The organism is Kitasatospora sp. NPDC001175 (genome assembly GCF_053598215.1).
This window is the reverse complement of the sequence record NZ_JBSFJU010000053.1, coordinates 25,250-51,130: the sequence shown is the minus strand read 5'-3', so window position 1 is coordinate 51,130 and position 25,881 is coordinate 25,250. Positions and strand designations below refer to the sequence as shown.

General features: G+C 71.9%; 21 protein-coding genes and 1 pseudogene. 8 read left to right on the top strand and 14 right to left on the bottom strand.

Going from position 1 to position 25,881, the window contains the following annotated elements:
- Positions 1 to 16: 16 nt before the first annotated feature.
- A complete protein-coding gene (locus ACWDAK_RS29820) occupies positions 17 to 229 on the top strand; it encodes a KTSC domain-containing protein (RefSeq protein ID WP_427394559.1) in 213 nt (70 codons plus the stop codon).
- Positions 230 to 239: 10 nt separating this feature from the next.
- Here ACWDAK_RS29820 and ACWDAK_RS29815 read toward each other — a convergent pair whose 3' ends face one another.
- Positions 240 to 857 carry an HhH-GPD-type base excision DNA repair protein gene (locus ACWDAK_RS29815; protein ID WP_344636845.1) on the bottom strand — a complete coding sequence of 206 codons (618 nt, stop codon included), beginning with the start codon at positions 855 to 857 and terminating at the stop codon, positions 240 to 242.
- Between the two features lie 179 nt (positions 858 to 1,036).
- Between ACWDAK_RS29815 and ACWDAK_RS29810 the strand changes: the two genes are divergently transcribed.
- Positions 1,037 to 3,055, top strand: a complete 2,019-nt coding sequence (locus tag ACWDAK_RS29810; RefSeq protein WP_344636846.1) for a transglycosylase domain-containing protein — start codon at positions 1,037 to 1,039, stop codon at positions 3,053 to 3,055.
- Between the two features lie 55 nt (positions 3,056 to 3,110).
- Here ACWDAK_RS29810 and ACWDAK_RS29805 read toward each other — a convergent pair whose 3' ends face one another.
- The 4 genes from ACWDAK_RS29805 to ACWDAK_RS29790 form a co-directional block, all read right to left on the bottom strand.
- Positions 3,111 to 4,355 carry a hypothetical protein gene (locus ACWDAK_RS29805; protein ID WP_344636847.1) on the bottom strand — a complete coding sequence of 415 codons (1,245 nt, stop codon included), beginning with the start codon at positions 4,353 to 4,355 and terminating at the stop codon, positions 3,111 to 3,113.
- 138 nt (positions 4,356 to 4,493) lie between these two features.
- Positions 4,494 to 5,255, bottom strand: a complete 762-nt coding sequence (locus ACWDAK_RS29800; RefSeq protein ID WP_344636848.1) for a TIGR03943 family putative permease subunit — start codon at positions 5,253 to 5,255, stop codon at positions 4,494 to 4,496.
- A complete protein-coding gene (locus ACWDAK_RS29795; RefSeq protein WP_427394576.1) occupies positions 5,243 to 6,331 on the bottom strand; it encodes a permease in 1,089 nt (362 codons plus the stop codon). Before ACWDAK_RS29795 ends, ACWDAK_RS29800 begins: the two co-directional genes overlap by 13 nt.
- A 242-nt stretch (positions 6,332 to 6,573) precedes the next feature.
- On the bottom strand, positions 6,574 to 6,945 hold the full coding sequence (locus ACWDAK_RS29790; RefSeq protein WP_344636850.1) for a winged helix-turn-helix transcriptional regulator: 372 nt from the start codon (positions 6,943 to 6,945) through the stop codon (positions 6,574 to 6,576).
- 93 nt (positions 6,946 to 7,038) lie between these two features.
- Here ACWDAK_RS29790 and ACWDAK_RS29785 point away from each other — a divergent pair, with 93 nt between their 5' ends.
- Positions 7,039 to 7,878 carry an SDR family oxidoreductase gene (locus tag ACWDAK_RS29785; protein WP_344636851.1) on the top strand — a complete coding sequence of 280 codons (840 nt, stop codon included), beginning with the start codon at positions 7,039 to 7,041 and terminating at the stop codon, positions 7,876 to 7,878.
- 137 nt (positions 7,879 to 8,015) lie between these two features.
- Here the strand turns inward: ACWDAK_RS29785 and ACWDAK_RS29780 are convergent, their stop codons facing one another.
- The gene (locus tag ACWDAK_RS29780; RefSeq protein WP_427394558.1) at positions 8,016 to 9,338 is read right to left on the bottom strand and encodes a hypothetical protein; all 1,323 of its coding nucleotides are present in this window, start codon (positions 9,336 to 9,338) and stop codon (positions 8,016 to 8,018) included.
- 159 nt (positions 9,339 to 9,497) lie between these two features.
- Here ACWDAK_RS29780 and ACWDAK_RS29775 point away from each other — a divergent pair, with 159 nt between their 5' ends.
- The gene (locus ACWDAK_RS29775; protein ID WP_427394557.1) at positions 9,498 to 10,064 is read left to right on the top strand and encodes a hypothetical protein; all 567 of its coding nucleotides are present in this window, start codon (positions 9,498 to 9,500) and stop codon (positions 10,062 to 10,064) included.
- A gap of 59 nt (positions 10,065 to 10,123) precedes the next feature.
- On the opposite strand, the gene ACWDAK_RS29770 is transcribed toward ACWDAK_RS29775, so the two are convergent.
- Both ACWDAK_RS29770 and ACWDAK_RS29765 read right to left on the bottom strand, forming a co-directional pair.
- Positions 10,124 to 11,038, bottom strand: a complete 915-nt coding sequence (locus ACWDAK_RS29770; protein WP_344636854.1) for a TolB family protein — start codon at positions 11,036 to 11,038, stop codon at positions 10,124 to 10,126.
- A gap of 187 nt (positions 11,039 to 11,225) precedes the next feature.
- A complete protein-coding gene (locus ACWDAK_RS29765; RefSeq protein WP_427394556.1) occupies positions 11,226 to 11,924 on the bottom strand; it encodes a hypothetical protein in 699 nt (232 codons plus the stop codon).
- A gap of 330 nt (positions 11,925 to 12,254) precedes the next feature.
- Between ACWDAK_RS29765 and ACWDAK_RS29760 the strand changes: the two genes are divergently transcribed.
- Together ACWDAK_RS29760 and ACWDAK_RS29755 are read left to right on the top strand one after the other, a co-directional pair.
- Entirely contained in the window at positions 12,255 to 13,076 is an 822-nt protein-coding gene (locus ACWDAK_RS29760) for a MerR family transcriptional regulator (protein ID WP_427394555.1), read from the top strand.
- A 33-nt stretch (positions 13,077 to 13,109) separates the two neighbouring features.
- Positions 13,110 to 14,315 carry a glycosyltransferase gene (locus ACWDAK_RS29755; RefSeq protein ID WP_427394554.1) on the top strand — a complete coding sequence of 402 codons (1,206 nt, stop codon included), beginning with the start codon at positions 13,110 to 13,112 and terminating at the stop codon, positions 14,313 to 14,315.
- Positions 14,316 to 14,374: 59 nt separating this feature from the next.
- On the opposite strand, the gene ACWDAK_RS29750 is transcribed toward ACWDAK_RS29755, so the two are convergent.
- The 3 genes from ACWDAK_RS29750 to ACWDAK_RS29740 all read right to left on the bottom strand — a co-directional run bounded on the left by ACWDAK_RS29750 (position 14,375) and on the right by ACWDAK_RS29740 (position 18,658).
- Positions 14,375 to 16,384: a glycoside hydrolase gene (locus ACWDAK_RS29750; RefSeq protein WP_427394553.1), complete on the bottom strand. Its 2,010-nt coding sequence runs from the start codon at positions 16,382 to 16,384 to the stop codon at positions 14,375 to 14,377.
- A gap of 368 nt (positions 16,385 to 16,752) precedes the next feature.
- The gene (locus ACWDAK_RS29745) at positions 16,753 to 17,760 is read right to left on the bottom strand and encodes an LpqB family beta-propeller domain-containing protein (RefSeq protein WP_427394552.1); all 1,008 of its coding nucleotides are present in this window, start codon (positions 17,758 to 17,760) and stop codon (positions 16,753 to 16,755) included.
- 172 nt (positions 17,761 to 17,932) lie between these two features.
- Positions 17,933 to 18,658, bottom strand: a complete 726-nt coding sequence (locus tag ACWDAK_RS29740; RefSeq protein ID WP_344636860.1) for a TetR/AcrR family transcriptional regulator — start codon at positions 18,656 to 18,658, stop codon at positions 17,933 to 17,935.
- 109 nt (positions 18,659 to 18,767) lie between these two features.
- Here ACWDAK_RS29740 and ACWDAK_RS29735 point away from each other — a divergent pair, with 109 nt between their 5' ends.
- Both ACWDAK_RS29735 and ACWDAK_RS29730 read left to right on the top strand, forming a co-directional pair.
- Positions 18,768 to 19,850: an alpha/beta fold hydrolase gene (locus ACWDAK_RS29735; RefSeq protein WP_344636861.1), complete on the top strand. Its 1,083-nt coding sequence runs from the start codon at positions 18,768 to 18,770 to the stop codon at positions 19,848 to 19,850.
- Positions 19,851 to 19,853: 3 nt separating this feature from the next.
- Positions 19,854 to 20,075: pseudogene (locus ACWDAK_RS29730) on the top strand (hypothetical protein); the annotation flags it as partial.
- 124 nt (positions 20,076 to 20,199) lie between these two features.
- Here the strand turns inward: ACWDAK_RS29730 and ACWDAK_RS29725 are convergent.
- From ACWDAK_RS29725 to ACWDAK_RS29715, 3 genes are all read right to left on the bottom strand, one after another.
- Entirely contained in the window at positions 20,200 to 21,327 is a 1,128-nt protein-coding gene (locus tag ACWDAK_RS29725) for an NADH:flavin oxidoreductase (RefSeq protein ID WP_344636862.1), read from the bottom strand.
- A 370-nt stretch (positions 21,328 to 21,697) separates the two neighbouring features.
- Positions 21,698 to 22,930: an FAD-dependent monooxygenase gene (locus ACWDAK_RS29720; protein ID WP_344636863.1), complete on the bottom strand. Its 1,233-nt coding sequence runs from the start codon at positions 22,928 to 22,930 to the stop codon at positions 21,698 to 21,700.
- 35 nt (positions 22,931 to 22,965) lie between these two features.
- A complete protein-coding gene (locus ACWDAK_RS29715) occupies positions 22,966 to 25,863 on the bottom strand; it encodes a BTAD domain-containing putative transcriptional regulator (protein WP_427394551.1) in 2,898 nt (965 codons plus the stop codon).
- Positions 25,864 to 25,881 lie beyond the last annotated feature (18 nt).

Genomic DNA, 25,881 nt, shown 5'->3' with positions numbered 1-25,881 from the left:
GGCACAGGATGGAGGGATGGTGCGCGATCATGTCGCTTCCTCGTGTCTGCGGTCGGTGGGTTACGACGCCCGGGCGCAGGTACTGGAGCTCGAGTTCGTGAGCAGCGCCGTGTACCGGTACACGGCGGTGCCCCGGCGGGTCCACCGGGAGCTGCTCGACGCGTCCAGCCTGGGCCGGTACTTCAACCGGGCGATCAGGGGGCGGTACGAGTACCGGAAGGTGGCCTGACCCGGGCGGGTCAGGCCTTCCGCCGGCCGGCGGGGGCCTGTTTCGCGGCCGAGGCCGCCTTCGCCTCCCGCTTGGCCTGCTGCTTGAAGGCGCGGACCTTCTCCAGCGACTCGGGCCCGGTGATGTCCGCGACCGAGCGGTAGCTGCCCGCCTCCCCGTACGCGCCGGCGGCCTGGCGCCAGCCCTCCGGTGTCACGCCGAACTGCTTGCCCAGCAGGGCCAGGAAGATCTGCGCCTTCTGTTTGCCGTAGCCGGGCAGCGCGGTGAGCCGGTCCAGCAGCTCGCGACCGGAGGCGGCGTCGCGCCAGACCGCCTGCGCGTCGCCGTCGTAGTGCTCCACCAGGTACTGGCACAACTGCTGGATCCGCTTGGCCATCGCCGCGGGGTAGCGGTGCACGGCGGGCTTCGCCGAGAGCAGGGCCGCGAAGGCCTCCGGGTCGTACGCGGCGATCCGGTGCGGGTCCAGATCGTCCTCACCGAGCCGCTGCGCGATCGCCAGCGGGCCGGCGAACGCCTTCTCCATCGGGACCTGCTGATCCAGCAGCATGCCGGTCAGTGCGGCGAGCGGGCTGCGGCCGAGCAGTTCGTCAGCCTCGGGCTGCTGCGCGAGCCGAATGGTGTCGTCCATACCCGCGATTCTCCCCGCCCGCGTGCGGCGCGTCCCCGCTCAACACGCGAGCCGGCCGGATGCGCGGGCGCCACTCGGTATGACGGTGATCACACCCGCATCGGTAACCGAGGGGCAGCCCTCATCACGTCTCTGTGTTCGGGGCGCTCTGTCCCCAGGAGCGAATCGGAGACCGGACTGTGCGAGCTCACCAAGGTGGCGGGACCGAGGAGGAGCTGCCCGGTCGGCGGCCGCAGGGTCGGCGGCGGGTGGTGTGGCGGCTGGACTACCCGCGCCGGGGGCGGCAAGGGGTCCGCCGCTGGCTGCCGTCGTGGCGGCAGCTGCTCCTGGTGCTCGCCGTCGGGACGACCGCGCTGACCGGGTGGGCGACCTGGTTCTACGTGACCACCGAGGTGCCGGACGACCTGAACTCCTTCGCCACCCAGCAGAACAACGTCTACTACTGGGCCGACGGCACCGAGATGGCGCGGGTCGGGGAGATCAACCGGCAGGAGGTGCCGCTCGGCCGGGTGCCGGAGTCGGTGCAGTGGGCCGTGCTGGCGGCCGAGAACGAGACCTTCTACTCGGACCCCGGAGTCTCCCTCAAGGGCATCAGCCGTGCGATCTACAAGATGGGCTCGGGCGGTGACACCCAGGGCGGCTCGACCATCACCCAGCAGTACGTCAAGAACATCTACCTGAACCAGCGCCAGGACATCTCCCGCAAGCTCAGCGAGATCGTCATCGCGGTCAAGCTGGACCAGCGGATGAGCAAGCAGGACATCCTGGCCGGCTATCTCAACACCAGCTGGTTCGGGCGCGGCAGTTACGGGATCGAGCGGGCCGCCGCCGCGTACTACGGCAAGGACGTCTCGCAGCTCAATCCGAGCGAGGCAGCCCTCCTGGCGACCCTGTTGAAGGGGGCGGGGCAGTTCGACCCGACGCTGAGCCCGGAGAACCACAAGCGGGCCGTGGAGCGGTGGTCGTACATCCTGAACCGGATGGTGAAGGTCGGCAAGCTCTCCGCCGCCGAGCGCGCCAAGTACACGGTGTTCCCCGAGCCCAGGCCCCAGCCGAAGGCGGCCGGGCTGACCGGCCAGGTCGGGTACCTGGTGGACATGGCCAAGACCTATGTGGAGGGCCACACCGACATCACGCCCGCCCAGTTCGACCTCGGTGGCCACCAGATCTACACCACCTTCGAGAAGCCGAAGGTCACCGCGCTGGCCGCGGCCGTGCAGGACGCCACCAAGGACATCGATCCCGACAGTCGCGACTCGGACAAACTCGTCCGGGTCGGCGCCGCCTCGGTGGCCCCCGACGGGCGGATCGTCGCGCTCTACGGCGGACCCGACTACCTGAAGCAGGGGTTCGACAACGCCAACACCTCGACGGTGCCCGTCGGTTCGGCCTTCACCCCGCTGGTGTACGCCGCCGGCCTCGGCCAGGGGGTGCAGCGCCAGCGCATCGGCAGCCGCACACCGGTGCTGCCGACCGCCATCTACAACGGCGACAACGGTGTGAACGTGATGACGCCGGAGGGGCCGTACTGGGGACGCGACGGCCAGATCGTGAAGACCGTCAACGACGGCAAGCGGAACTGGGGTCCGATCAGTCTGCGGACCGCGGTGGAACAGTCCGTCAACGGGCCGATGATGCAGCTGGGCATGGACGTCGGCCTGGACCGGGTGCAGAAGACCGCCACCGATCTGGGCCTGCTCCCGGACAGCATCGGCGAGTTGGTGCCGGCCTTCGCCGCCGGCAACTCCACACCGAGCGCGATCAGGACCGCCGACGCCTACGCCGCCTTCGCCGCGGGCGGACGGCACACGGACCCGTACTCGGTGCTCAAGATCACCCGCAATGGCGCGCCGATCGCGCTGCGGCTGCCGACCGCCGTCCAGGCGCTGACGCCCAAGGTCGCCGGTGACGTGGACGCCGCGCTCAAGGGAGCGGTGCGCACCGGGAGCGCCAGGGAGGCGGCCGCCGCAGGTCCGGACGTGGCCGGCAAGGCCGGCACCACCGCGGACCGTACGGCGGGCTGGTTCGTCGGCTACAACGGCCAGGTGTCCACGGCCGTCACCCTCTTCCGGGCGGACCTGAAGGACATGAAGCTGCTCTCGCTGGAGGGCCTCGGCGGCGCGAGCCCGGACACCCCGGACTCCGCGCTGCCGACCCGGATCTGGACCTCGTACATGAAGGTGGCCGGCGGCCGGTAGGGCGTCCTCGGCGGATCCTTCCGGCCCGGAAGGATCCGCCGAAGACGCCCCGGGGTCACTTGACCAGGCGGGACCAGTCGGCGGGCTGCCCGGGGTCCAGCTGGCGCAGCTTGTCCAGCACCTTGGGGTCCTGGGCGTCCATCCAGTCGGCGACCTGGCGGAAGGAGACGCAGCGGACGCCGTCCCGCTTGCAGACGCTCTTCATCACGTCCTCGATGGCCTGCATGTAGATGCCGCCGTTCCAGGTCTCGAAGTGGTTGCCGATGAAGAGCGGGGCCCGACTGCCGTTGTAGACCCGTTCGAAGCCGGCGAGGTAGCTGTCGCGGGCCTCCTTCTCCCAGCCGGCGTACTTCTTCGGGTCACCGTTGGTGCTGTCCCCGGACTGGCTGGCGAGGAAGTTGAAGTCCATCGAGAGGCCCTGGGAGGACCTGTAGGGCAGCATCTGGAGCGGGAAGTTCCAGATACCGTTCTTCTTCGAGGGCCAGACCTGGAACTCGCCCGGCGAGCTGGCGTCGTACCGGAAGCCGGCCGCCTTCTCGACCGGGAGCAGGTTGTTCTGGCCCTCCAGGCAGGGGGCGCGGCCGCCGACCAGCTCCTTGGTGTAGTCGAAGGGCAGCGGCGCGAGGTCCTTGAAGCCGGTGTTGGTCTTCCAGTTGGTCACGAAGGAGACCGCCTGGTCGAGCTCGCTCTTCCACTCCTCGGTGCTCCAGTCCTTGCCGCCCTTGTCGCCGCAGAAGTGGCCGTTGAAGTGGGTGCCGATCTCGTCCCCGGCCTGCCAGGCCAGGCGCAGCTGCTCCAGGGTCTCCTTGACGTGGGCGTCGGTGGGGAAGTCGATGGCGGCGGCGCCGACGTCGTGCTGCGGCGGGTGGTAGAGCGCCCGCTTGGAGTTGGGCACGGTGTAGATGCCGGTCAGGAAGAACGTCATCTGGGCGTTGTTCTCCTCGCCCAGTTCGCGGAAGCGCGAGAACAGGTGGTCGTCGTTCTCCAGCGCGCCGTCCCAGGAGAACACCACGAACTGCGGCGGCTTCTCGCCGGGCTTCAGCTTCTCGGGCTTTGGCTGCTTGGGCTGCGGCCCGGTGTCGGAGGTGGAGCCGTCACCGAGCACCTTCACCTTGCCGTCCCAACTCGGCGAGGGGCTCGGACTGCCGGACGGAGCCCCGCTCTGGACGGGGGCCGGGCTCGGTGAGACGTCGGCTGCGGTCGGTCTGTCCTTGGAGCCGGAACCTCCTGTGGTGGCCAGGGCGAGGGCCGCGACGACCCCCACCGTGAGCAGGACGGCCGCGCCGCGCGCTGTCCGCACCGTCGCCCCCGTTCTCCGAATAGCGGTCAGATGGTGTTCGGAAATTCAGTCATACAGTGTGAATATGAGAACACTTTGACCCTTATGTGTCGAGGGAGCAGATGCGGGGCGCGGGGGGCGGCCGGCCCGGCCCCGCGGCTACTCGTACGGATCCTTCGGCTCCGGGATCCGGGTCACCTGGGCGGCCGTCAGCAGCGGGATGGTGTCCGGCTCGGCCTCCTTGCCGTCCGGTAGCCAGGTCCCGATCACCTCCACCCAACTGCCGGCCGGTGGTGCCGGGTTGGCCGCAGCGCCGCGGATCTCCACCTTGGACGCCAGCGCGTCGGCCGCGCAGCAGCTGATGGTCAGTCTCGTCAGGTACCAGCCGCCGCCCTTCCCGGCCGTGACGAAGCCGGTGAGCCTCACCCGGCGGCCGCGCAGCGGCGCGGCGGTGTCCCAGACGGCGCGGACGTCGAACGAGCCCAGCGTCATGGTCAACGGGTCCCCGGCCGGCAGCGGCGGGAAGGTGGGCTGGGCGCCCGCGGGCTTGACCGTCGTACTCTCCGACCGCTGCGCGGTGTACGAACCCAGCGCCGGGGGTGCGATCAGCACGATGGCCAGTACCGGCAGGGTGAGCAGCCAGGCGATCCCGGGGCCGCCGTGGTGGCCGTGCCCGTGGTCGCCGCCGTGGTCGTCCGCGGCGGCGTGGGCCTGGTCCGGGTCGGCGCGCAGGGCCTGCACGGTGGCGATCGCGCTCGCCACGCCGAGCAGTACCAGGACGGCGCCGGTGGCGATCAGGTACGGCCGCAGGGCCGCCCGGACGTACCTGAGGTAGCTGTCGCTGAACAGCGAGATCCGCAGCAGCGCCGTACCCAGCAGCACCAGCAGGATCGCGCGTACCTCACGCCTCAAAGCAGCCACCACCCGATCAGTGCCGAGGCCGCGATCGCGACCAGGAAGGTGGCGGCCGAGAACCGCCACGCGAACGCCCGGCCGAAGGTGCCGGCCTGCAGCGCGATCAGCTTGGTGTCCACCATCGGGCCGATCACCATGAACGCCAGCCGGGCGGCGGGCGGGAAGACGCTCAGGCTGGCCGCGACGAAGGCGTCCGCCTCGGAGCAGACCGCCAGCACCACCGCGAGCAGCGCCAGCACCAGCACCGAGACCGCCGGCAGGCCCGCCGCACCCTTCAACACCGCGCGCGGCACCAGGACGTTGAGGGTGGCCGCCGTGATCCCGCCGATCACCAGGAACCCGCCGGCGTGCAGCAGATCGTGTTCCAGGGTGGCGCGGAACACCGCGAACCGGCCGGACCCCGGCGGCACGTCCCGCCGGACCTTCGGCCGCAGCCACTCGGGCCGGCCGAAGCGCTCCCAGAGCAGGCCCATCACCACGGCCGTCCCCAGCGAGGCCAGGAACCGGGCCAGCACCATCTCCGGATGCCCCCGGAAGGCGACCGCGGTCGCGGCGAGCACCACGGGGTTGATCGCGGGCGAGGAGAGCAGGAAGGCCAGCGCCGCCGCCGGGGCCACGCCGCGGGCGATCAGCCGGTCCGCCACCGGTACGGACGCGCACTCGCAGCCGGGCAGGACCACACCGGCGACGCCCGCGACCGGCACCGCGAGCAGCGGGTTGCGCGGTAGCGCGCGCTGCAGGAAGGAGGCCGGCACGAAGGCGGCGATGGCGGCGGAGAGCACCGTCCCGAAGAGGAGGAAGGGCAGCGCCTGGACACAGATCGCGACGAAGACGGTGGTCCAGGTCTGCATCCAGGCGGGAGCGGTCCAGCCGCCCGTGAGGCGCTGCGCGAGCAGCAGCGCCGTGATCCCGGCGACCGCCAGTTCCAGGGAGCCGACACGGCGTCTGGTCGCCCTGGACGGTGGGGTGGGCCCGCTTTCGGGCGGGTGCTCGGGCGCGACGGTCGGATCGGCAGCTCGGCTGCCCGGGGTAGCCACGCGCCGAAGTGTAGAGGGCGAATCTTTGCGGGAGTTGACAGGCATCCCATGAGCTGGCGCGTCAAACGGCGAGTGCGTGGCGCGGCGGGACCAGCCGGTTGCCTCGTCGCACAGCTGCCGGTCAGTCAGCCCGGACTTCACCGGCCCGTCGGCGCGCAGCACCGTCTGCCTCGGCGCGAGTTGAGCGTGGATCAAGCCCTCCTCCTGGCGGACCAGCCGGACCAGGTCCTCGGGTCGCGGGGTGCTCGCTCACGCTGGATGCGCTTTCGTGGCCGACCACCAGCACGCTATCCCGCGCTGCGCGGCGGAAGCCGCCGTGTGATCCGGTCGAACAGCTCCGCCAGCGGCTCGCCGACGTCCCGACCGAACTCGGTCAGCCCGTAGGTGACTTGGGGCGGCGTCGTCGGCTCGACCCTCCGCCAGACCAGGCCGTCCTCGACCAGCGTGCGCAGGGTCTGGGCGAGCATCTTCTCGCTGATGCCCTGGATGCTCTCGCGCAGCTCGTAGAACCGAAGGTCGTTGCTCCGCAAGGAGATCAACACCCAGATGCCCCACCTGCTGGTCACATGGTCGACCACATCGCGCGCGGGGCAGTCGGTGTGAAACACCTCATACCCTTCCCCCGCCTCGGCCTGCATGAGCTGCGAACCTCCCACCATGTGATGAGCTTACCTCAAGGTATGTCCTTACCAAGAGTTAGCTCATGCTCCTAGCGTCAAGACCACAGAGGGCATCTGACGAAGGAGCTGATCATGATCGTGGTGACCGGGGCCACCGGGAACGTGGGCCGGCCGCTGACGCGGGCACTGGCCGAGGCGGGCCAGCAGGTGACAACGGTGTCGCGGCATGCGGCAGCGGTGCCGGACGGCGTCCGCCACCTGGCGGCCGACCTGGCCGAGCCGACCAGCCTTGAGCCTGCGCTGACCGGGGCGAAAGCGCTGTTCCTGCTGCTGTCCGGCGACCTGCACGCCGCCGGAGCCAGCCCGGCCGACATCATCGGCCAAGCCGCGACCAGCGGGGTCCGCCGGGTCGTCCTGCTCTCCACGCAGGGCGTGGCGACCAGGCCCTTCGGCCCGACGCGGATCGCGATGCGGGCGGTCGAGGACGTGCTGCGGGAGTCCGGCCTGGAGTGGGCCGTCCTGCGACCGGGCGGCTTCGCCTCCAACGCCCTGTGGTGGGCCGAGTCCATCCGCGCGCGGCGGGTCGTCGCCGCGCCCTTCGGCGACGTCGGGGTGCCGATCATCGACCCGGCGGACATCGCCGAGGTCGCGGCGGCCTGCCTGCTGGAGGACCAGCACACCGGCGGCGTGTACGAGCTGACCGGCCCGGAGGTGATCACGCCGCGCCAGCAGGCGGAGGCCATCGCCGCCGCGCTGGGCTCGCCAGTGCGGTTCCACGACCTCACCCGCGACGAAGCCAAGGCCGCCATGGCCCAGAGCATGCCGGCGGAGCTCGCCGAGGACACCCTGACCATCCTCGGTTCCCCGAACCCGGCCGAGCTGCGCGTCAGCCCGGACGTCCAGCGGGTCCTCGGCCGCGCCCCGCGCCCGTTCGCCGACTGGGCCGCGCGCAATATCGCCGCGTTCCGCTGAAACGGGTCAGCGCCGCTGGAAATTCGCGCCGGGCGCGCGGTCAGCCGGGTGGGTTCCGTCCCCGGGACGGGGCGCGGCGCACCCGACCGGCTCCGGGCCGGACGTGGCCGCGCGCCCGGGGGCAGGACGGACGTCCGCTACCGTCCCGGAGCCGGCGGGTGCGCCACCCCGGCGCGGTCGAGCAGGTGGTGCATGGCGGTGACGGGTACGGCGGGGTTCCCGGCGGCGCTGCGGGCGGTCTCGACGTCGTGCAGCAGGGTGGTCAGCACACGGGCCGGGAGCCGGGCGTCACCGGCTGCGGCGCTCCGGACCCACTCCTGCGGGTCGTCGAGCAGCCGGACCACCGAGGCGGCGGAGAGCCGGCCGTCCCGAAGCGCCCGGTACCGGATCTCCGGATCCCGGTCCCGGCTGCTGAGTTCGACCTCAGCCGTGGTCGACTCCGGCTCGGATTCGGCGGGTCCGGGTGTCCGGGGGCACGGGTGGGGCGGCAGGGCGGCCGACTCCCGCACCCGGGAGTCGGGGTCGGCGGCCAGTGCGGCCAGCAGGTGTACCGGCAGCCCGGGGTGGCGCGCGATCGGGGCCCGGACCCGCGGATCCGCGTCCGTCGCGAGGCTTGTGTAACCGTTCTCGGTGAGCGGCTGGTTCATGGTGGCGGTGAGCATGGCGAGGACGGGCCGGTCCCCGTCTTCGGCGTCCGCCAGCAGCCGGGTCCGGTCCGCGGCGTCGAGGTGCCGGCTCTCCACCAGCCGCCGCCGTACCGTCCACTCGGGGTGTGACAGCCAGGCGGCCACCACCTCCGGCGGCAGTTCCCGGTCGAGCAGGGCGGACCACAACCGCTCGGCCGGATCCTCCGTCAGCAGCCGCAGCAGGACGGAGGCGTCCGCCGCCGGGTTGCCGGCCAGGCCCTCGAGCCAGGCGCGGCGCAGGCGGAAGGGAGCGCTCCGCCAACGGCCGAAGGACTGCCAGCCGGCCGTCCGTTCCTCCGCGCTCTCGGCGGCCTTCACCCGGGCCTCGGCCTCGAGTCGTGCGCCCAGCCGGTCCACGGCGATCAGCCAGACCGAGTACTCCTCGGTCGTCACGCCCAGCAGGCTGTCGCCGTCGGGCGAGAGCGTGACGAACTCCGGTTGGCCGGGTCTGGGGCCCAGGACGCCTGCCAGGTCCCAGCGTTCGGTGAGCCGTACCTTCAGCCAGCCGCGCGGGGAGGCAGGGATGTCGATCAGGAACTCCCCGTCGGGGCCGAGCACTTCGTACTCGGTCGCCAGTCGCCGCCACTGCGCGTTGAGCTCGGCGACGAGATCCGGGTGGTCGCTTCGCACCTCGGCCGTCGGTCGGGCGTTCCCGGCCGCGACCGGGCGCCAAGCCGCCTTCGGCGGAAGCACGTTCACGGCCTTGCCGTCGTCCACGAGCTCCAGACCGGTCCGCCGCAGCAGGTCCGCCAGTTCACCGCTCCCAGCCGTCATGCGGCCATCCTGCACCACGCCGGGTGCGACACGGGTCTCGATTCGGCACCGGCTACGCGGTCTTGACGGGCGGGCGGCCATGATGTGGGCCAGGGGCCGGTGGTGCACCCGACGCGGTCCGGCTGGTAGGCATGACCTGTGCGATTCGACTCCGTTCCGATGCCCCCGACCGTCGATGCCAGGCCCCGCGACACCCGCGGCTATCCCGTTCCGGCCATCACGCCGTGGCAGGAGGACCAGCCGCAGTTCGCACTCACCGACTACGGACGCAGCGCCGACTGCGCGCGGGGGCGGCTGTGCTCGGTCTGCAACACGCTGATGCCGCGCGGTCCGGTGTGGCGGGTGGTGGGCGCCACGGAGAGTGCGGCCATCGCCGAGGCGCTGGCCGCCGGCCGGCCGTACCGCAACCTCGCACCGACCCTGGAGGGGCCGGGCCACCGCGCCTGCATGCTGTACGCCTCGATGGTCTGCCCCTACCTGGCCCGGCCCAACGCGCGGCGCGGTACGTCCGCCGCCCAGCCGGACGAGCTGACCGAGCACGTGGTTCGCGGTGCGATCCGCGGCTCGACGGGCGCGGTGGTGGGCTTCGCCGACTACGAGTACGCGATCACCGACACCCAGGTGCTGTTCCGCTTCATCGACGTGGTCGAGTTCCTTCCGCACGACAGCGCGGACGCTCACCTGGACGAGCTGAGGGCCGAGTTGGCCCGGTCGGCCGGAGACTGATCCGGTCGACCGGGCCGACTCGGCCCAGGTGCCGTCGCTGGCTGCTCCCCCCGGGGCGGTCAGCGACGGAAGGCGGGCATCCCGGTGTGGGTGGACACCAGGGCCGGCTTGGCGGAGCCGTCGGCCGGGACGGTGGCGATGCCGCCAGTGGTGCGGGCCGCGATGGTCTTGCCGTCCGGGGACCAGGTCGGCTGGACGTAGTTCCTGGTGGAGCCGGGGGTGAGGTCCTTGTCGGTCGGGGCCTGGCTGTGCAGATCCCGCTCGAACAGGTGGTCGTGACCGTCGACGGAGCGGACGAAGACGACCTTGTCGCCGTCGGGCGACAGCGCGGGCTGGGAGCCCTTGGTCAGCGAGCCACCCTCCTGGCGCAGGTACTCGTCGCGGATGTAGACGTCGCCCGTGCCGGTGTTCGCGTAGGCGATGGAGCCGATCTTCCCGCCGGCATTGGGCCACAGGTTGCCGGTCTGCGGCAGCTGATCCTCGTCCGGGCCGGAGAAGGTGTTCAGGGGGAGCTTGACCGGCTTGCCGTTGACCGCGGTGGCCGGCACCTTCTGCAGGGTGGCGACGCCGCCCTTGGTCGCGGCGAAGATGATGTTGTTCTTGGCCGGGACATGGTTCCGGGTGTCGGCGGCGGCCACCTGCCAGGTCGGGTGCGACCAGATCTGGTGGCCCGGGTTCTTGGCGACGACGACCCGGTGGCTGCCGTTCGCCGCGGAGACGACGAGGCTGCCGTCGGCGCCGTCGATGAAGGCGGCCTTGGAGCCGTCCGGGGACCAGGCGAGGTCGCGGACGGGGACACCGAAGTCGACCTGCTTGCCGTTGATCACCACGTACTTGGTGCCGTTGCTGATGGTCAGGCCCTTGGGCGCGGTGGCCGCGTTCGCGGCGGTGGCCGCACCGATCGTGAGCAGGGCGGCGCTGGTGGCGGTGAGGGCGACGGCGACCGCGCTGCGGAGCCGGTTGCGCGTGGACATGAGTGTTTCCCCCCAAGGAAGTTGATGGTGCGGTGATCGGTGCTCGCGGGCGGCATCCGCGGCCCGGCGGACTACTGCGCAACGGTCCGTCGTCAAGGCCGAGGCGACGCGCTGGCTGAACGTCATGGATCCGCGAAGGTGCTGCCGTCGTACATGGTGGCGACAGCACCCGGCGGCGTGGTGCGGATCAGGAGTTGATCAGGTGCTCGGACATCGCGGCGAGGGTCTTGGCCGCCTCGGTGGTGTCGCTGATGTTCACCCGGGAGGCATTGATCGAGATCATCGAGATGGTCGGACCGTTCTGGACGAACAGCTCCTGCGCCTCGCTGGGCAGGTCGTCGATGACGGCGGGCTTGCCCGAGGAGTTGCGGGCGGCGAAGCGGTAGGCGGTGCCGTCCTCGGTGATGGCGGTCCGGCCGACCGCGAAGTGCACCGGCTGGCCGGTGGTCTCGTCGCCCCAGTGCTGGGCGTTGCGGCGCTTGACGCAGCCCGCGTAGTCGCGCTTGATGGTGGCCATGGCCTTCTTCGCCGCGGCGCTGTCCTTGAAGTTGAACAGGATCTGGGCGGCATCAACCGGGTCGTGGCTGTTGGCGGAGTCGGTGAACGGCATCACCGAGATGGACTTGGTGCCGAGCTCCTTGGCCGGGCCGCCGACGCCGCAGGTGAGGAGCCACTGGAACTCGCCGGTGGTGGTGTAACGCTTCTCCGGCTGGGCCTTCCAGTGGTGGCCGGCGGCGAGCGGGACCTCGCTGCCGCTCAGCCAGGGGGACGCCGTGGCATCGGCGGTGGCGGCCTGCGCGGCGGGCGCGAGCGCACCGGCCAGGCCGATGGCCAGGGCGCCGGCGGTGACGAGCTTCGCGGCACGGGAGACAAGGAGCTTGCGCATAACGGGTTCCCCCCGAGGAACGGACAGGACGGCTGGTCGGTTCTCGCGTGAGCCGCGCTGCCATTCCCCCCGGATTTCATCCACCCGTTCGAGCTGCCGCCGCTCTGTGCGATGTGAAAATTCTGTCGGGCGAACGTTCACAATCGATCTTCTGTGTGTCACCGCCGTGCAACAGCGCTCACCTGGGGGAGGACAGAGGTTCGGCGCGCCGCCCGGCGCCCGCGCGGTGGACCCCGGGTACGGACCTGGGGGATCCGCCGCCGGTGCGGGCTCCGGCTTGACCCTGACCCCACGTCAGGGCCCAGGCTGAGCCCGACGAGAGGTGGATCGATGAGCTACTCGGTCGGGCAGGTGGCCGGCTTCGCAGGGGTCACCGTGCGCACCCTGCACTACTACGACCGGGCCGGGCTGTTGTCGCCCGGAGACCGCAGCCCGGCGGGCTACCGGCTCTACAGCGACGCCGACCTGGGCCGGCTGCAGCAGATCCTGTTCTACCGGGAGCTGGGGTTCTCCCTGGAGGAGATCGGGTCGATCCTGCAGGATCCCCGGGCCGACGTCCTGGAGCAGCTGCGTGAACGGCACCGGCAGCTGACCGAGCAGGTCGCCAGGCTGCAGAAGCTGGTCGAGGTCGCCGAGCACGCCATGGCGGTCCAGCAGACGGGAGTGGAGCTGACGCCGCAGGAGCGGTTCGAGGTCTTCGGTGACGTCGTCTTCGACCTCAGCTACGCCACCGACGCCCATCTCAAGTGGGGCCGCAGCGAGGCGCACCGGGAGTCGATGGCCCGGGCCGCGGCGCACACCAAGGAGGACTGGCGGCAGTTGATGGCCGAGGCGACCGCCTGGCGGAAGCGGCTGCTCGCCACCTTCGACGCGGGTGCGCCGCCGGACGGCGAGCGGGCCAGGGCGCTCGCCGAGGAGCACCGGCAGCACGTCGGCCGCTGGTTCGCCCCCTGCCCGCCCGAGACGCACTGCCGGATCGCCGACGACTACGTGGCGGACGCCCGCGCCTTCGCCCTGGTGGTGCCCCCGGCCGAACAGCGCCCCGGGCTGGCCCAGTTCCTGCACACCGCCGTCCACGCCAACGCCATCCACGCCAACGCCGGTCACGCCAACGCCGGTCACGCCAACGCCGGTCACGGCGAAGCCGGTTGAGTCCGCGCCGGCAGCCCACCCGCAAGGAGAACCGTGAAGATCCTGATCATGGCGGCCGGCTCGTACGGAGACGTCGCCCCCTACACCGGTCTCGGCGCCGGTCTGCGGCAGGCCGGTCACCAGGTCGCCCTCGCCGCGCCCGAGGCCTTCGCACCGCTGGTGGCGTCCTGCGGAGCGGAGTTCCGCCCGCTGCCCGCCGACCCGTACGGCGGGGGCGGCTCCGCGGAGGGCCGGACTGGCCTGCTGGGCCGGGCGAGCGCGTTCATCCGGGCACTCGGCGAGGGGATCGCCGAGGCGGCCGCGCCGGGCGCGGACCTGCTGCTGCTCTCCACCACCACCGCCCCGCTGGGCCGGCACGTGGCGGAGGCGACGGGCGCCGCCTGCCTGGGCGCCTATCTGCAGCCGGTCGCGCCCACCGGGGAGTTCCCGCCGGTGGTCGGCGGCGGCCGGTCGCTCGGACGGTGGGGCAACCGGGCCGCCGGACGGCTCTCGCTGCGCGTGGTGGACCGCCTGCACGCCGACGCGGTACGGCAGCTGCGGACCCGGCTGGGCCTGCCCGCCCTGGGCCCGGGCGAGGCCCGCCGAAGGGAGCACGCCCCCTGGCCGGTCCTGCACGGCTTCAGCCCGACCCTGCTGCCCCGACCGGCGGACTGGCCGGCGGGCCTCGAGGTGGTCGGCAACTGGTGGCCGCACGATGCGGGCGAGGAGCTACCCGCCGAGGTCGAGGACTTCCTCCAGGCCGGGCCGCCACCGGTGTTCGTCGGCTTCGGCAGCATGGGCGGCGGCGAGGGCGAACGGCTGACCGAGCTTACCGTACGGGCGCTGCGCCGGGCGGGGGTCCGCGGCGTGCTCCAGTCCGGCCGGGCCGGACTGTCGGCCGCGGGCGACGACATGCTGACCGTGGGCGAGCTGCCGCACGCCCGGCTCTTCCCCCGGACGGCCGCGGTGGTGCACCACGCGGGCGCCGGTACCACCGCCGCCGGGCTGCGTGCCGGCGTACCCGCCGTCCCGGTCCCGGTGACGGCCGACCAGCCGTTCTGGGCCCGCCGGGCGGCGGCCCTGGGTGCCGCCACCACCCCCGTCCCGTTCCGCGAGCTCTCGGCCGACCGGCTCGCCGACGCGGTGCGGCGCGCGGTCGGCGAGCCGTCGTACCGGGCCCGCGCCCGGGCCGCGTCCGGCCGGATCACCGCCGAGGACGGCCTCGCCCGGGTGGTCGAGGCGGTCGCGGCCCTGAGCTGACCGCTCGGGCGCTGCCCGGCAGGCAGGGCGATGCCGGGCACGGCCTGCCGGAGCTGGCGCTACCCCGCCGGGAGGGCCGTCGGGCAGAGCCGCTGGGGCCGGCCGCCCTTGAGGACGGCGTCGACGCAGCCGGGCGGGAGGGACCCGTACGCGGTGGTGCCGAAGTTGGCGGTGACCTGGAGCACCGCGTCGCCGAAGGTGGTCTGCTGGACCCGGTGGTCTGGGGTGAGCCAGCGGAAGCCGGTCATCGGCGAGGTGCCGGCGGCCTGGTGCAGGGGTGCGAAGTAGCGCTGCAGCTCGGCCAGCCGCTTGCCTTGGGCGGTGATGGCGGGGCCGTCCAGCACCAGGTTCAGCGGGGTGTTGTAGAGCATGGCGAGCAGCGCCCGGTCGGTCTCCAGGGCGGGGAACTTGTTGTACGACAGCTCCCAGCGGTCGAGGTTGACCTGCGAGTCGTGCAGCGCGGTCTCGTACAGCGGGATGCGGTACACCGGGTCGAACATGGCCTTGGCGAGGTCGGGCGGCAGGGTGACCGGCTTGAAGAACGTGCCCGGTGCGCCGGCGGGTGCGTAGCCGCCCCAGGCCGCCTTGTCCCGCTCCAGGGGCCAGAGCCCGTCGGCGACCGGGGTGGCCGAGCCGTGGCTGAACGCGATGACCGGGCTGGCCCAGCTGCCGGCGCTCTCCGAGCCGAGGACCAGCTTGTCGGGACCGGACAGCCGGCGCATCCGGGCCAGTCGGTTGGCCTGGTCCTGCGACTGGTTCATGGCATGGGCGGGGCTGTAGTCGTCGAACAACTCGCCTGCCGCGTCGACGTCGAGGAAGTAGCTGTTCGCGCCGTTGGCGGTCAGTTGCGCGGTGCGCTCGGCCAGGTACCGCCGGCCCTCGGCGCTCTGCTCGAAGGCCTGCGAGCTCAGGTAGCAACCGCGGTCGTGGAAGCCCGCCTTCACCTGGCCGTTCTGCTCGTGGACGCAGAAGTCCGGATAGACCGGGGACGGCCAGGAGGAGGTCGGCGCGTCGGAGGTCTTCGGGTCCTGGCCGTTGGCGAACGAGTCGTACGGGCCGACCAGGTAGCCGGCGCGCTTGGCCGCCGCGACCGCCTGGGCGTCCATCGGCTGCCCGTCGGCGTCGTAGCCGAGCCAGAGCCGGCTCAGCCCGAGTGCCTGCAGCTGTGCGATGCCCTGGGCGGTCCGGGCGGTGCCCCAGGTGTAGGCGTGGAAGGCGCCGAGGAGTTTGCCGACCTCCGGGTTGGCGGCGATCTTGCTCTTGAGGGTGACCAGCCGGCCGTGGTCGGTGAGCCAGCGCCGGTAGTCCAGCGCGGGCGCGACCGGGGACGGGTCGGTGAGGGCGAACGTCACGGTGTAGTCGGTGGTGTCCGCGCGCCGGGAGAAGGTGTGCAGGCCGGTGCCGCGCAGCCGCCCGCCGTCCGAGGCGAAGGCGACGGAGCTCCCGGCGGGCTGCGGGACCAGGTAGCTGACGCCGTGGCCGCCGAGGGTGTAGCCCCACAGCGGCATGGTCAGGTCGGCGGTGAGGTCGTAGCTGTGACCTGCCAGACCGGTGGAGTCCGAGTTCCAGAACGGATCCGCGACCGGTACGCCGAGTCCCTCGCCGCGCGGCAGCTGCACCTGCGAGGCGGCCCGGTCGGTACCGGTGACCGGCCAGGAGAGCGTGGAGTCGTCCCGGGTGCCGTGCACGGTGATCCGCAGCCGGCCCTGCTCCGCGGCCGCCGTCACCGACAGGCCGTGCTCGGGCAGCGTCCAACTCGCCGTCCTGCCGGAGACCTTGACGGGGCCGGGGCGGCCGAGCGGCTGGGTGGCGGGCGCGGAAAGGGTCAGCTCGCCGCCGTCGTCGGCGCGTACGTTCACGGCCAGCGAATCGGCCCGCACCTCGGCCGTGCCACCACTGACGGGTATCTCGACCTTCCCGGCGTCCAGCCGGATCTCGGGTCGGGCGCTCGCCTCGGAAGCCGACGGCCAGGCCACGCCGCACAGTGTGCCGGCACCGGCCACGACGAGCGCTGCGGCCAGCGCGGTACGGCGGCGACGCCGCTTCCCCGCCGACTGACGGGATGTCATGGAGTCCATCCCGGGATCGTGGCGCCCCGGGTTAAGAGCCTTCCTTACGAGCGGCACCCCGGAGGGGGATCGAGCTCGACTCGCCGCAGAATAGCTCCGGTCCACTGCCCCGGCGCCCGTCCACTCCCCGTACGAGGACGCGCCGAAGGCCGGCCGGACCCGTCGCCCGGGGTGTGCCGTAGCCTCCTGGGCGTACACCCACGTGGCCCGTCTGCTGAGCAAGCTCGGCGCCCGCGACCGGGTCCAGCTCGTCATCGCCGCCTACGAGGCCGGTCTGGTGACGCCGTACCGCTGAACCCGGCACGGCCCGCGGTACCCGACGGTGCCGCGGGCCGTGTTGCCGGTCGGTCATGGGGTGCGTGGCGGGCTCAGCGGTAGGCGGGCAGGCCGGAGTAGCCGGAGACCTTGGTCGGGGCGGCGGAGCCGTCGATCGGCAGGGTGTAGACGCCGTCGGGCGTCCGGGCGGCGACCGTCTTGCCGTCGTGGGAGATGGCCGGCTCGGTGAAGTCCGTGGTCGCGTTCGGCGTGAGGTCCTTCTCGGGCGTGCCGTAGCCGGCCTTCTCGAAGAGGTGGTCGTGTCCCTTGACCGACCGGACGAAGACGACGGTCTGCCCGTCGGGCGCCAGCGCGGGCTCGGACCCCTTGGCGATCGCGGCGCCGCTCAGCCTCAGGTAGTCGTCCCGGATGTAGACCTGGCCGTCGGTGGCGTTGGCGTAGGCCGTGGTCCCGTGCGGGCCGCCGGAGTTGGGCCACTGGTTGCTGGTCTTCGGAGGCTGGACGCTGCCCTCCTCGCTGTTGCCGATCTCCAGCGGCTGCGGGGTGCCGTTCGCGGCGGTGGCGGGGACCGACTCCAGCTTGAGGACACCGTCCTGCTTGGCGGCGAAGACGATGTTCTGCTTGCCCGAGTGGCTGTTCTGGGCGTCCGCCCCGTACACCTGCCAGGTGGGGTGGGACCAGGTCTGGCCGCCGGGGTTCTTGGCCACGATCATCCCCTTGGTGCCGTCGGCGCCGACGACCATCAGGTCGCCGTTGCTGTTGACGAACGCGGCCTTCGACCCGTCGGGGGACCAGGCGAGATCCCGGACGTCGGTGGCGAAGTTGACCGAGGTTCCGTTCATCAGCACGTTCTTCGTCCCGGTGCTGATGGTCAGCCGGTTGGCCGCGGACGTTCCGTTCACTGCCGGCTTGCCCTGGCCGCCGCCCGACGGAGCCGCGTCGGACTGGGCCGGAGCCGCACCCGACTGGGACGGAGCGGCGCTCTGCGGGCCGTTGGCGCCCGTGGTGGCGTTCGGATCGCAGGCGGAGAGCAGCATCGCGCCGGCGGTGGCCGCCAGGGTCATGGCGGCGACGGTGCCGAGCCGGTTGCGAGCGGACATGAACGTTCCCCCTTGTTGTTGCGTACGACAGGAGACAGAGTGTCAGACGCCGGTCCGGAACCGGTGCGACCGCTGTCACAGGCGGGCAACAGCCGGCGCCGCTCTGCCCGGCCGAGGTGAGCGAGGGTCCGCGCGCCGGGCGGCCGGCGCGCGGTCGTGTCGCCCGCCCCGTTCAGGCCCGGTCGGCCAGGGCGGCGATCCCGTCCAGGATCCGCTCCAGGCCGAAGTCGAGCGGGTCGCCCTGTTGCGGGGCGAAGGCCCCGGCGGTGATGGCGGCGGTCAGGGCCGGGTAGCGGTGCCCGTGGCGCTCCAGAACGTCGGCCTCGAGCCGGTTCCACTCCTCCTCGCCGGCCTCGTCCGCGGCGGCGGACTGCTGGGCGAGGGTCCGGATGTGACCGACGATCAGCAGGAAGGCGTCGTGCTGTTGCGCCGCGGGCAGTCCGGTCCGCGACAGGGCGGCCAGCGCGGCGTCCAGCCAGGCCAGTTGGTTGGGGCCCATCAGCTGCCGGCGCATCGCAGTGGCGGTCAGGATCCACGGGTGGCGGCGGTACTTCGCCCAGCACTGCCGGGCCCAGTCGGTCAGTCGGGAACGCCAGTCGTCCGGGATGCCGTCGGTCGTGGCCGGCGTGCCGAGCGCCGAGTCGACCATGAGGTCGATCAGTTCGGCCTTGCCGGGGACGTACCGGTACAGCGCCATGGTGGTGACGTCGAGCTCGGCCGCGATCCGCTGCATGGAGACCGCGTCCATCCCCTCGGTATCGGCGATCTCGATGGCGGCGGCCACGATCCGCCCGGCGGTCAGCGAGGGCTTCGGGCCGCGTCGAGGCTGCTCCTGCTCCCCCCACAGCAGAGCCAGGCTCGCCTTCGGATCGCGCTTCTTCTCCCTGCTCCCGGCCATGGCCGGCCCTCCTCGACGTGGTCCTGCGGACGGATGATTGACGGCCGCTCAGAACTGTGTATAACATACACGAAACTGCGTATTCGATAAACAGTTTCTGGGGGTAACCATGTTCGGCATCGCTCTCGCGGCATCCGCGGCTCTCGCCACGCCCGTGGCCGGGGCGCTGGGGTACCGGCGGATCAGGCAGGCCCGCAATGCCCGGCTGATGCGGATCGACACGCAGAACGGCATCGACGAGCGGGGCTTCGTCCGCATCGGCGGCCTAGACCACTGGATCTCGATCCGTGGCGAGGACCTGGGCAACCCGGTGATGCTGGAGATCCACGGCGGCCCCGGCGCCTCCAACGCGCCCTACGGGGCGCGCACCCGCGCCTGGGAGAAGCACTTCACCATCGTGCGCTGGGACATGCGGGGCACCAGCAAGACCCTCGGCCGCACCGGCGTCGACGGCCAGGGCGAGTTGAGCTTCGACCGGCTGTACCAGGACGCCCTGGAGGTCACCCGGCACGCCCTCGCCCGCCTGGGGGTGGACCAGGTGATCCTGGTCGCCAACTCCTTCGGCAGCGTCTTCGGGCTGCGGCTGGCCCGCCGGCACCCCGAGCTGTACTCGGCCTACGTCGGCACCGACCAGAACATCAACGACGGAGTCCTGGACGACTCCGTCCGACAGGCGCTGCTGGCACGGCTGCGCGCCGCCGGCAAGTCCAAGGACGTCGCCGTGGTGGAGCGGATGGGCCCCGACCGCACCGCCTGGACCGCCGAGCAGTTCAGCGCCTACGCCAAGCTGGTCGTGACCAGCGACCCGCTGACCTTCGACACCATGAAGACCGTGGTGGTGCGGTCCCTGCTGTTCTCCCCACTGCACTCGCTGCGCGACGTGAAGTACTTCTTCAAGGGCATGAAGCTGTCCGAGCAGATCGTCCCCGCCACCGCCGCCTTCGACGACTGGGCCGACGGCACCACCTTCGACCTGCCGTTCTTCATCTTCCAGGGCGACCAGGACGTGCTCACCGCACCCGAGCTCGCCAAGCGCTTCTTCGACGACGTACAGGCCCCGGTCAAGGACTTCGCGCTGATCCGCGGCGCCGCCCACTTCGCGTCGTTCCGGCAACCGGAGCAGTTCCTGGACCTGATGCTGACCAAGGTCCGGCCGGTTGTGACCGGCCGCCGGAGCGTCGCCGTCGGGTGACCGGAGCCGTACCGCCCCACCAACGACGACCTGGCCTTCGCGCAGCGCTTCGTCGACTGGAACACGATCGACCACGGCATCCAGCGCGTCGACGCATGCCGCACCCGCGACGGCCGACTGCTGCTGGTCGAGCCGGAGGACCTCAACCCCCACCTGTCGCTGGACCTCCTCGCCCCGGCGGAGCGCGACGCCTTCATCACGGCCATGAAGGCGTCGCTGCACCGTTCGCAGCCGAGGCCCGCACCACCCCGCAGCCCCCGGCGTAGCCGGGCGGGCGGGACGGCGCGGCCGACATGTCCGCCGTGGTGCGGGCCGGCGGACCGTGTCGGTCTCCTGGGCCGGGCAGGGACTAGCTCAGCGTCTTCAGCGCCGCCGCGTCGTACGGCTTCAGCTCATCGAACCGGTCCGCCAGGACCTTCGCCGCCCACTCCGGATCCTGGAGCAGGGCGCGGCCGACGGCGACCAGGTCGAACTCGTCGCGCTCCAGGCGGTCGAGGAGGTCGTCGATGCCCTGGACCGGGGCGCCCTCGCCCCTGAAGCCGCCGATGAAGTCGCCGTCGAGGCCGACCGAGCCGACGGTGATGGTGGGCCTGCCGGTGAGCTTCTTGGTCCAGCCCGCCAGGTTCAGGGCAGAACCCTCGAACTCCGGGAGCCAGTAGCGGCGGGTGGAGGCGTGGAAGACGTCGACGCCGGCCGCGGCGAGCGGGGCCAGGATCGCCTCCAGTTCCTGAGGGGTCTCGGCGAGCCTCGCGTCGTAGGCCTCCTGCTTCCACTGCGAGTAGCGGAAGATCACCGGGAAGCCGGGCGAAACGGCCTCACGGACCGCGGCCACGATCTCGGCCGCGAACTTCGTCCGGGCCACCGGGTCGCCGCCGTAGGCGTCGGTACGGCGGTTCGTCCCCGCCCACAGGAACTGGTCGATGAGGTAGCCGTGGGCGCCGTGCAGTTCGACGCCGTCGAAGCCGATGCGTTCGGCGGCCGCGGCAGCCTCGGCGAAGGCACCGATGACGTCGTCCAGGTCGAGCCGGGTCATCGCCCTGCCATGGCCTTCGGTGCCGTCGACACGGAGGCCGGAGGGGCCCACGGCGGGGGCGTCGGCGTAGGGCGGCTCACCCTGCTTGCGCACCATGCCGATGTGCCACAGCTGCGGCACGATCGTCCCGCCCGCCGCGTGAACGGCCTCGGCGACCTTCGCCCACCCCGCCAGCTGCTCCTCACCGTGGAACCGCGGCACACGGTCACTCTGCCCCGCCGACTCATGGCCGACGTAGGTCCCCTCGGTGACGATCAGGCCCACGCCCGCGGCGGCGCGCCGGGCGTAGTACGACCGCACGTCCTCACCGGGGACGCCGCCCGGGGAGAACATGCGCGTCATCGGCGCCATCACGATGCGGTTGGGGACGGTCAGGCCGTTCAGTGCGACGGGCCGGGACAGGATCCCGGCCGCGCGGGAGGCGGAGGATGCGGTGACGGTCATAGGTGTTCCTCGCAGCTGCCAGACGGTGAGTGCACACGCGTTGAATACGTGTAGATGCCAACCACTTTTGCGGCCACGACATTTCACCCGCCCGGCGAGCCGCCGTGTGATCCCGGACACATGCCCAGTGGGCGGGGAGGCCGAGGTCCAGCTCACTTCCGCTGCGGGCCTCGGCATCCACCCCGACTGCACGGAAGGCGCCAGGGGCGCGTTCATGGCCGCTGGGGGAGGCGGGTGGTCCGCCCTGGACGGCGATGAATGGGACCGGAATCCGGGACTTGCGAGTGCTGTGGCGTAAGTGCTCGGGCAGCTGCGCCAGCGTAAGCACGACCGCTGCGACCGTGTGACGCGAGCCGGAACTCCGCACCGTTCACCCGCCCGCTGTCGAGAGCGCGGCGTCCCCCGGCTGACGCCGGTTCGGCTCCGGGTAGTCCTGCAGTGCGATGTTCTCGGCGGTCTTGCGGGCGATCCTGGCGGCCATGTTCTTTCCCGGCAGGTAGGGCATGACCTTGTAGTAGTGGTTGAGGAGTGCGGCCAGGAGCCGGTTTCCGGGAACCATGAGTCCGGCCACGCCGTCGCCCATCCTCTGGCAGCCCGCCGCGTACTCCCGCATCCCGTCCTCATAGCGGGCGAACGCGATCCGATGGTTTCCGTCCGCGGCGGCCAGTTCTCCAGCGAGGACGTACGCGCCGACCAGGGCGAGTCCCGTTCCCATGCCCGACAGGGAGGAGGGGCAGTAGGCGGCGTCGCCGATCAGGGCGACCCGACCGCGGGTCCAGGAGTCCATACGAACCTGGGCGACCGAATCGAAGTAGAAGTCGGGCGCGTACCGCATGTCTTGCAGCAGCCGGTCGCTCTGCCAGCCGTTGCCACTGAAGTGCTCGATGAGGACGGCCTGTTGCCGCGCCACATCGCGGCGGTCGAGGTCCAGGAGCGGGGAGGCGAAGTAGAAGACGGCCTTGGCTTCGGTGTTGTGGCGGGCGCTGTACATCGCGACGAGTCTGCCTGCGGTGCGATAGGCGTGTCCGGTGTGGTCGAGCCCGAGGTGGTTGGCCGTGGTGAAGATCGCGCAGTGGACGCCGAGGTGCCTCACGAACTGCTCCTCCGGCCCGAACGTCAGGCGGCGGGTGTTGGAGTGCAGCCCATCGGCGCCGATCACCAGGTCGAATCTGCGTGGCGCGCCGCGTTCGAAGGAGACGGTCACGCCTTGGGCGTCTTCGGCGAGCGAGGTGATGGAGTCTCCGAAGACGTACTCGGTGTACTTCTCGGTCGCGTCGTAGAGGATCCGTGCCAGGTCGCCCCGGAGGATCTCGACGTCGCCGGCAAACAGATCGGCGGGCAGCTTGGCCTGCGGCTTGCCCGCGCTGTTGACGTACGACATGGATCCCGTGCCGGTTCGGGCGCGCTCGATCTGGTCCATCAGGCCCATGCGGCGGAGGATCGACAGATGCGCCTCGCCCCGGAAGTCGACGGCGTAGCCGCCGTCCCGAAGCGCGGGGGCGCGCTCCACGATCGTGGGGTTGAAGCCGTGCCGGTGGAGCCAGTAGGCGAGCGCGGGGCCTGCGACGGAGGCACCGGAGATCAGGACGTTGAGGTTCTTCACGACGGAAAGACTGCGCGGGAGGTCTCACCGGTGGCTCACCGCGCACTCACCGCCTCGATGACGGCTTCGATGACGGTCTCCGGGAGGCCCAGCAGGCGAAGCGCGTCCGGGGTGGCGGCCCCGATCACGACCGCCGCCTCGGCGGCCTCCCGGTAGCGCGTCCGGGCCCCGGTGGTGTCACCGAGGCGCGCGGCGACACCGCCGAGGCCGGCGAGTGTGCGCACCCTGGTGCCGACGCTCTTGACCCAGTGCGGGTCGATCCGTTCGAGGGCCTCCTCGTACAGTCGCCCCGCTTCGGCCAGGTCGCCGTCGAGCAGAGCGATGTCACCGAGCCCCCGCAGGGCCGCCGCCACGCCGGTGGAGCTGCCGGCGCGGCGGGCGATACCGGCGGCCTGGTCATAGTCGGCGCGGGCCGCCGCCGCGTCCTCGCCGAATCGGTGATCGCCCCGGTTGACCAGCAGATCGGCGCTGTCCTCCAGGGCACCGAGCTGCTCGGTGAGCGCGAGAGCCTCGTCGGTCAGCGCGATGGCCTCCGCGCGGTTGCCGCGCCCGCCCGCCAGACCGGCGAGCGCGTCCAGGGCCAGGGCAGTGCCCCAGCGGTCGCCGAGCGAGCGGAACCCCTCGACGGCCGTGCCGAAGGCGTGTGCGGCCAGTGCGGTGTCCTCCTGCCCGAGAGGGCCGAATCCCGACACGTACCGGGCGGCTGCTCGCGCCCACGGCTCGGAGCAGTCGCGCTGGGACGAGACGAAGGCAAAGGCGCGCTGCGGGTCGGCTTCGCCCGCGTTCCGCATCATCCACAGGAACAGGCTGACGGGGTAACGGCCCGGCCGTGCCCCCGACCAGGCGGTGGCCAGCGCCTTCTCGGCGGTCGCGCGGTGCCGCTGCCACACCGGCCGCCCGGCGACGCCGGCTGCTGCCAGCAGCACGCACGCCACGTACTCCTCACCGAGGCCGGCCGGTGGTGCGTCATCCATGGCTTCAAGGAGTGCGATCGCTTGCGGTGCGACCGAGGCGGACACGCCTCGGATCCACATGTAGTTCGAGGCCGAGGCGAGCAGCTGGAGTCCCGTCTCCACTTCCGCTGCCTCGACCGCCCAGCACAGAGCCGCAGAGAAGTTGCTGTGTTCGACCCTGAGGACCGGCAGCCACTCCAACTGCTCGGAGCGCCGCAGATGGGGATCTGCGGTCCGCAGCAGCTCCAGGACCCACCGGGTGTGTGCGCGCTGCACCAACTCGCGCTCACCGGCCGCGTCGAGCCGTTCGGCACCGTAGGCGCGGATCGTCTCCAGCATCCGGTAGCGACCGCCCGTGAACTCCAGGAGCGACTTGTCGACCAACAACTCCAGTGTCTCGCCGTCGGTTCCGCACACCCGCAGCGCGGACTCGGCCGTCGCGCCACCGGCGAAGACCGTGAACCGCCGTGCGGCCTGTTGCTCGGGGCCGGAGAGCAGGTCCCAGCTCCACGCGACCACCGAGCGCAGCGTCCGATGCCGCTCGGCGGCTGCGCGGCCGCCACGGGCAGCGACCTCGAGCACGTCATCCAACCGTCCCGCGAGGTCGCCGACATCCAGAGTCCGGACACGTGCCGCCACGAGCTCGATGGCCAGCGGCAGGTTGTCGAGAGCCGCGCAGATCCGACTGACGACCTGAGGGTCGGCGGCGGAACCGCGCCGCACGGCGTCGGCCCGGTCGGTGAAGAGTCGTACGGCCGCTTCGCCGTCGAGCGGCCGCACCTGCCAGAGATTTTCGCCGGTGATACCGAGTGGCTCCCGGCTCGTTGCCAGGACTCGCAGCCGTGGGCAGAGGGCCAGTAGCCGCGCTGCCAGCGCCGCGACATCGTCGATGACGTGCTCGCAGTTGTCGAGGACGAGCAGGAGCTGCCGGTCCGACAGCGCCGCGATCAGGCGATCGACCGGCGTCGGCCCGCTGTCCCCCATGGTGAGCCCGTTTTCACGCAGGCCGAACGCGCCCAGCAGCGCCTGCGTCAGTCCGGCGCCATCGTGCAGCGGAGCCAGTTCCACGAAGCAGACATCGTCGGCCGCGACACCCGCGACCTCGACGGACAGCCGAGTCTTGCCGACACCGCCGGGGCCGACCAGCGTGACCAGCCGGGCCACCCGCAGCAGACCGGCGACCTCGGCCACTTCGTCGGCGCGACCGACGAATGCCGTCAGCTGGGCGGGTGGCGCGGTGGGCGCGGGCGACGGGTCGGTGCTCAGCAACTCCCGGTGCAGCGCCCTGAGTTCGGCGGATGGATCAGCGCCCAGCTCATCGGCCAGGTGTCGCCGGGTCTCCTCGAACACCACCAGGGCCGCAGCCTGCCCGCCCTCGGCGAACAGCGCCCTCATCAGGAGCCCCGCCAGTCGTTCCCGCAGCGGATGGCGGCCGACCAGCTCGCGCAACTCGGGTATGACAGAGCGGGGTTCGCCGATTCGGCACTCGCCCTCGATCCGGTCTTCGAGTGCCCCGAGCCGGTGCTCCTCCAGCCGGACAGCGGCGGGCTGGGCCGTCTCGGCTTCGGCGAGGCTCGCCAGCGCCGGCCCCCGCCACAGTCCCAGCGCCTCGCGCAGCAGCGCGACCGCCCGTTCGGCGTCGTCGGCACGCAAGGCGGCCCGCCCTTCCCGGGCGAGTCGCTCGAACCGGCAGGCGTCCACGTCGTCTTGCGGAACTACGATCCGGTAGCCCGCCCCGGCCTGTTCGATCGCGGCTCCGGGGCCGAGGGCCTTGCGCAACCTGGATACCTGGGACTGCAGCGCGTGCGCCGACAGTGACCCGGCCGGGTCGATGGCGTCGGACAGCCGGTCCGCCGACACGACCTCTCCCGGGTGCACCAGCAGTTGGGCCAACAGTGCGCGGCGGGCCGGTCCGCCCAGCGGAACCTCGGCCCCGTCCTCGTGCCAGGCCCGGGTCTCGCCCAGGATTCCGAACAACATGCCGGCGATTATCCCCCG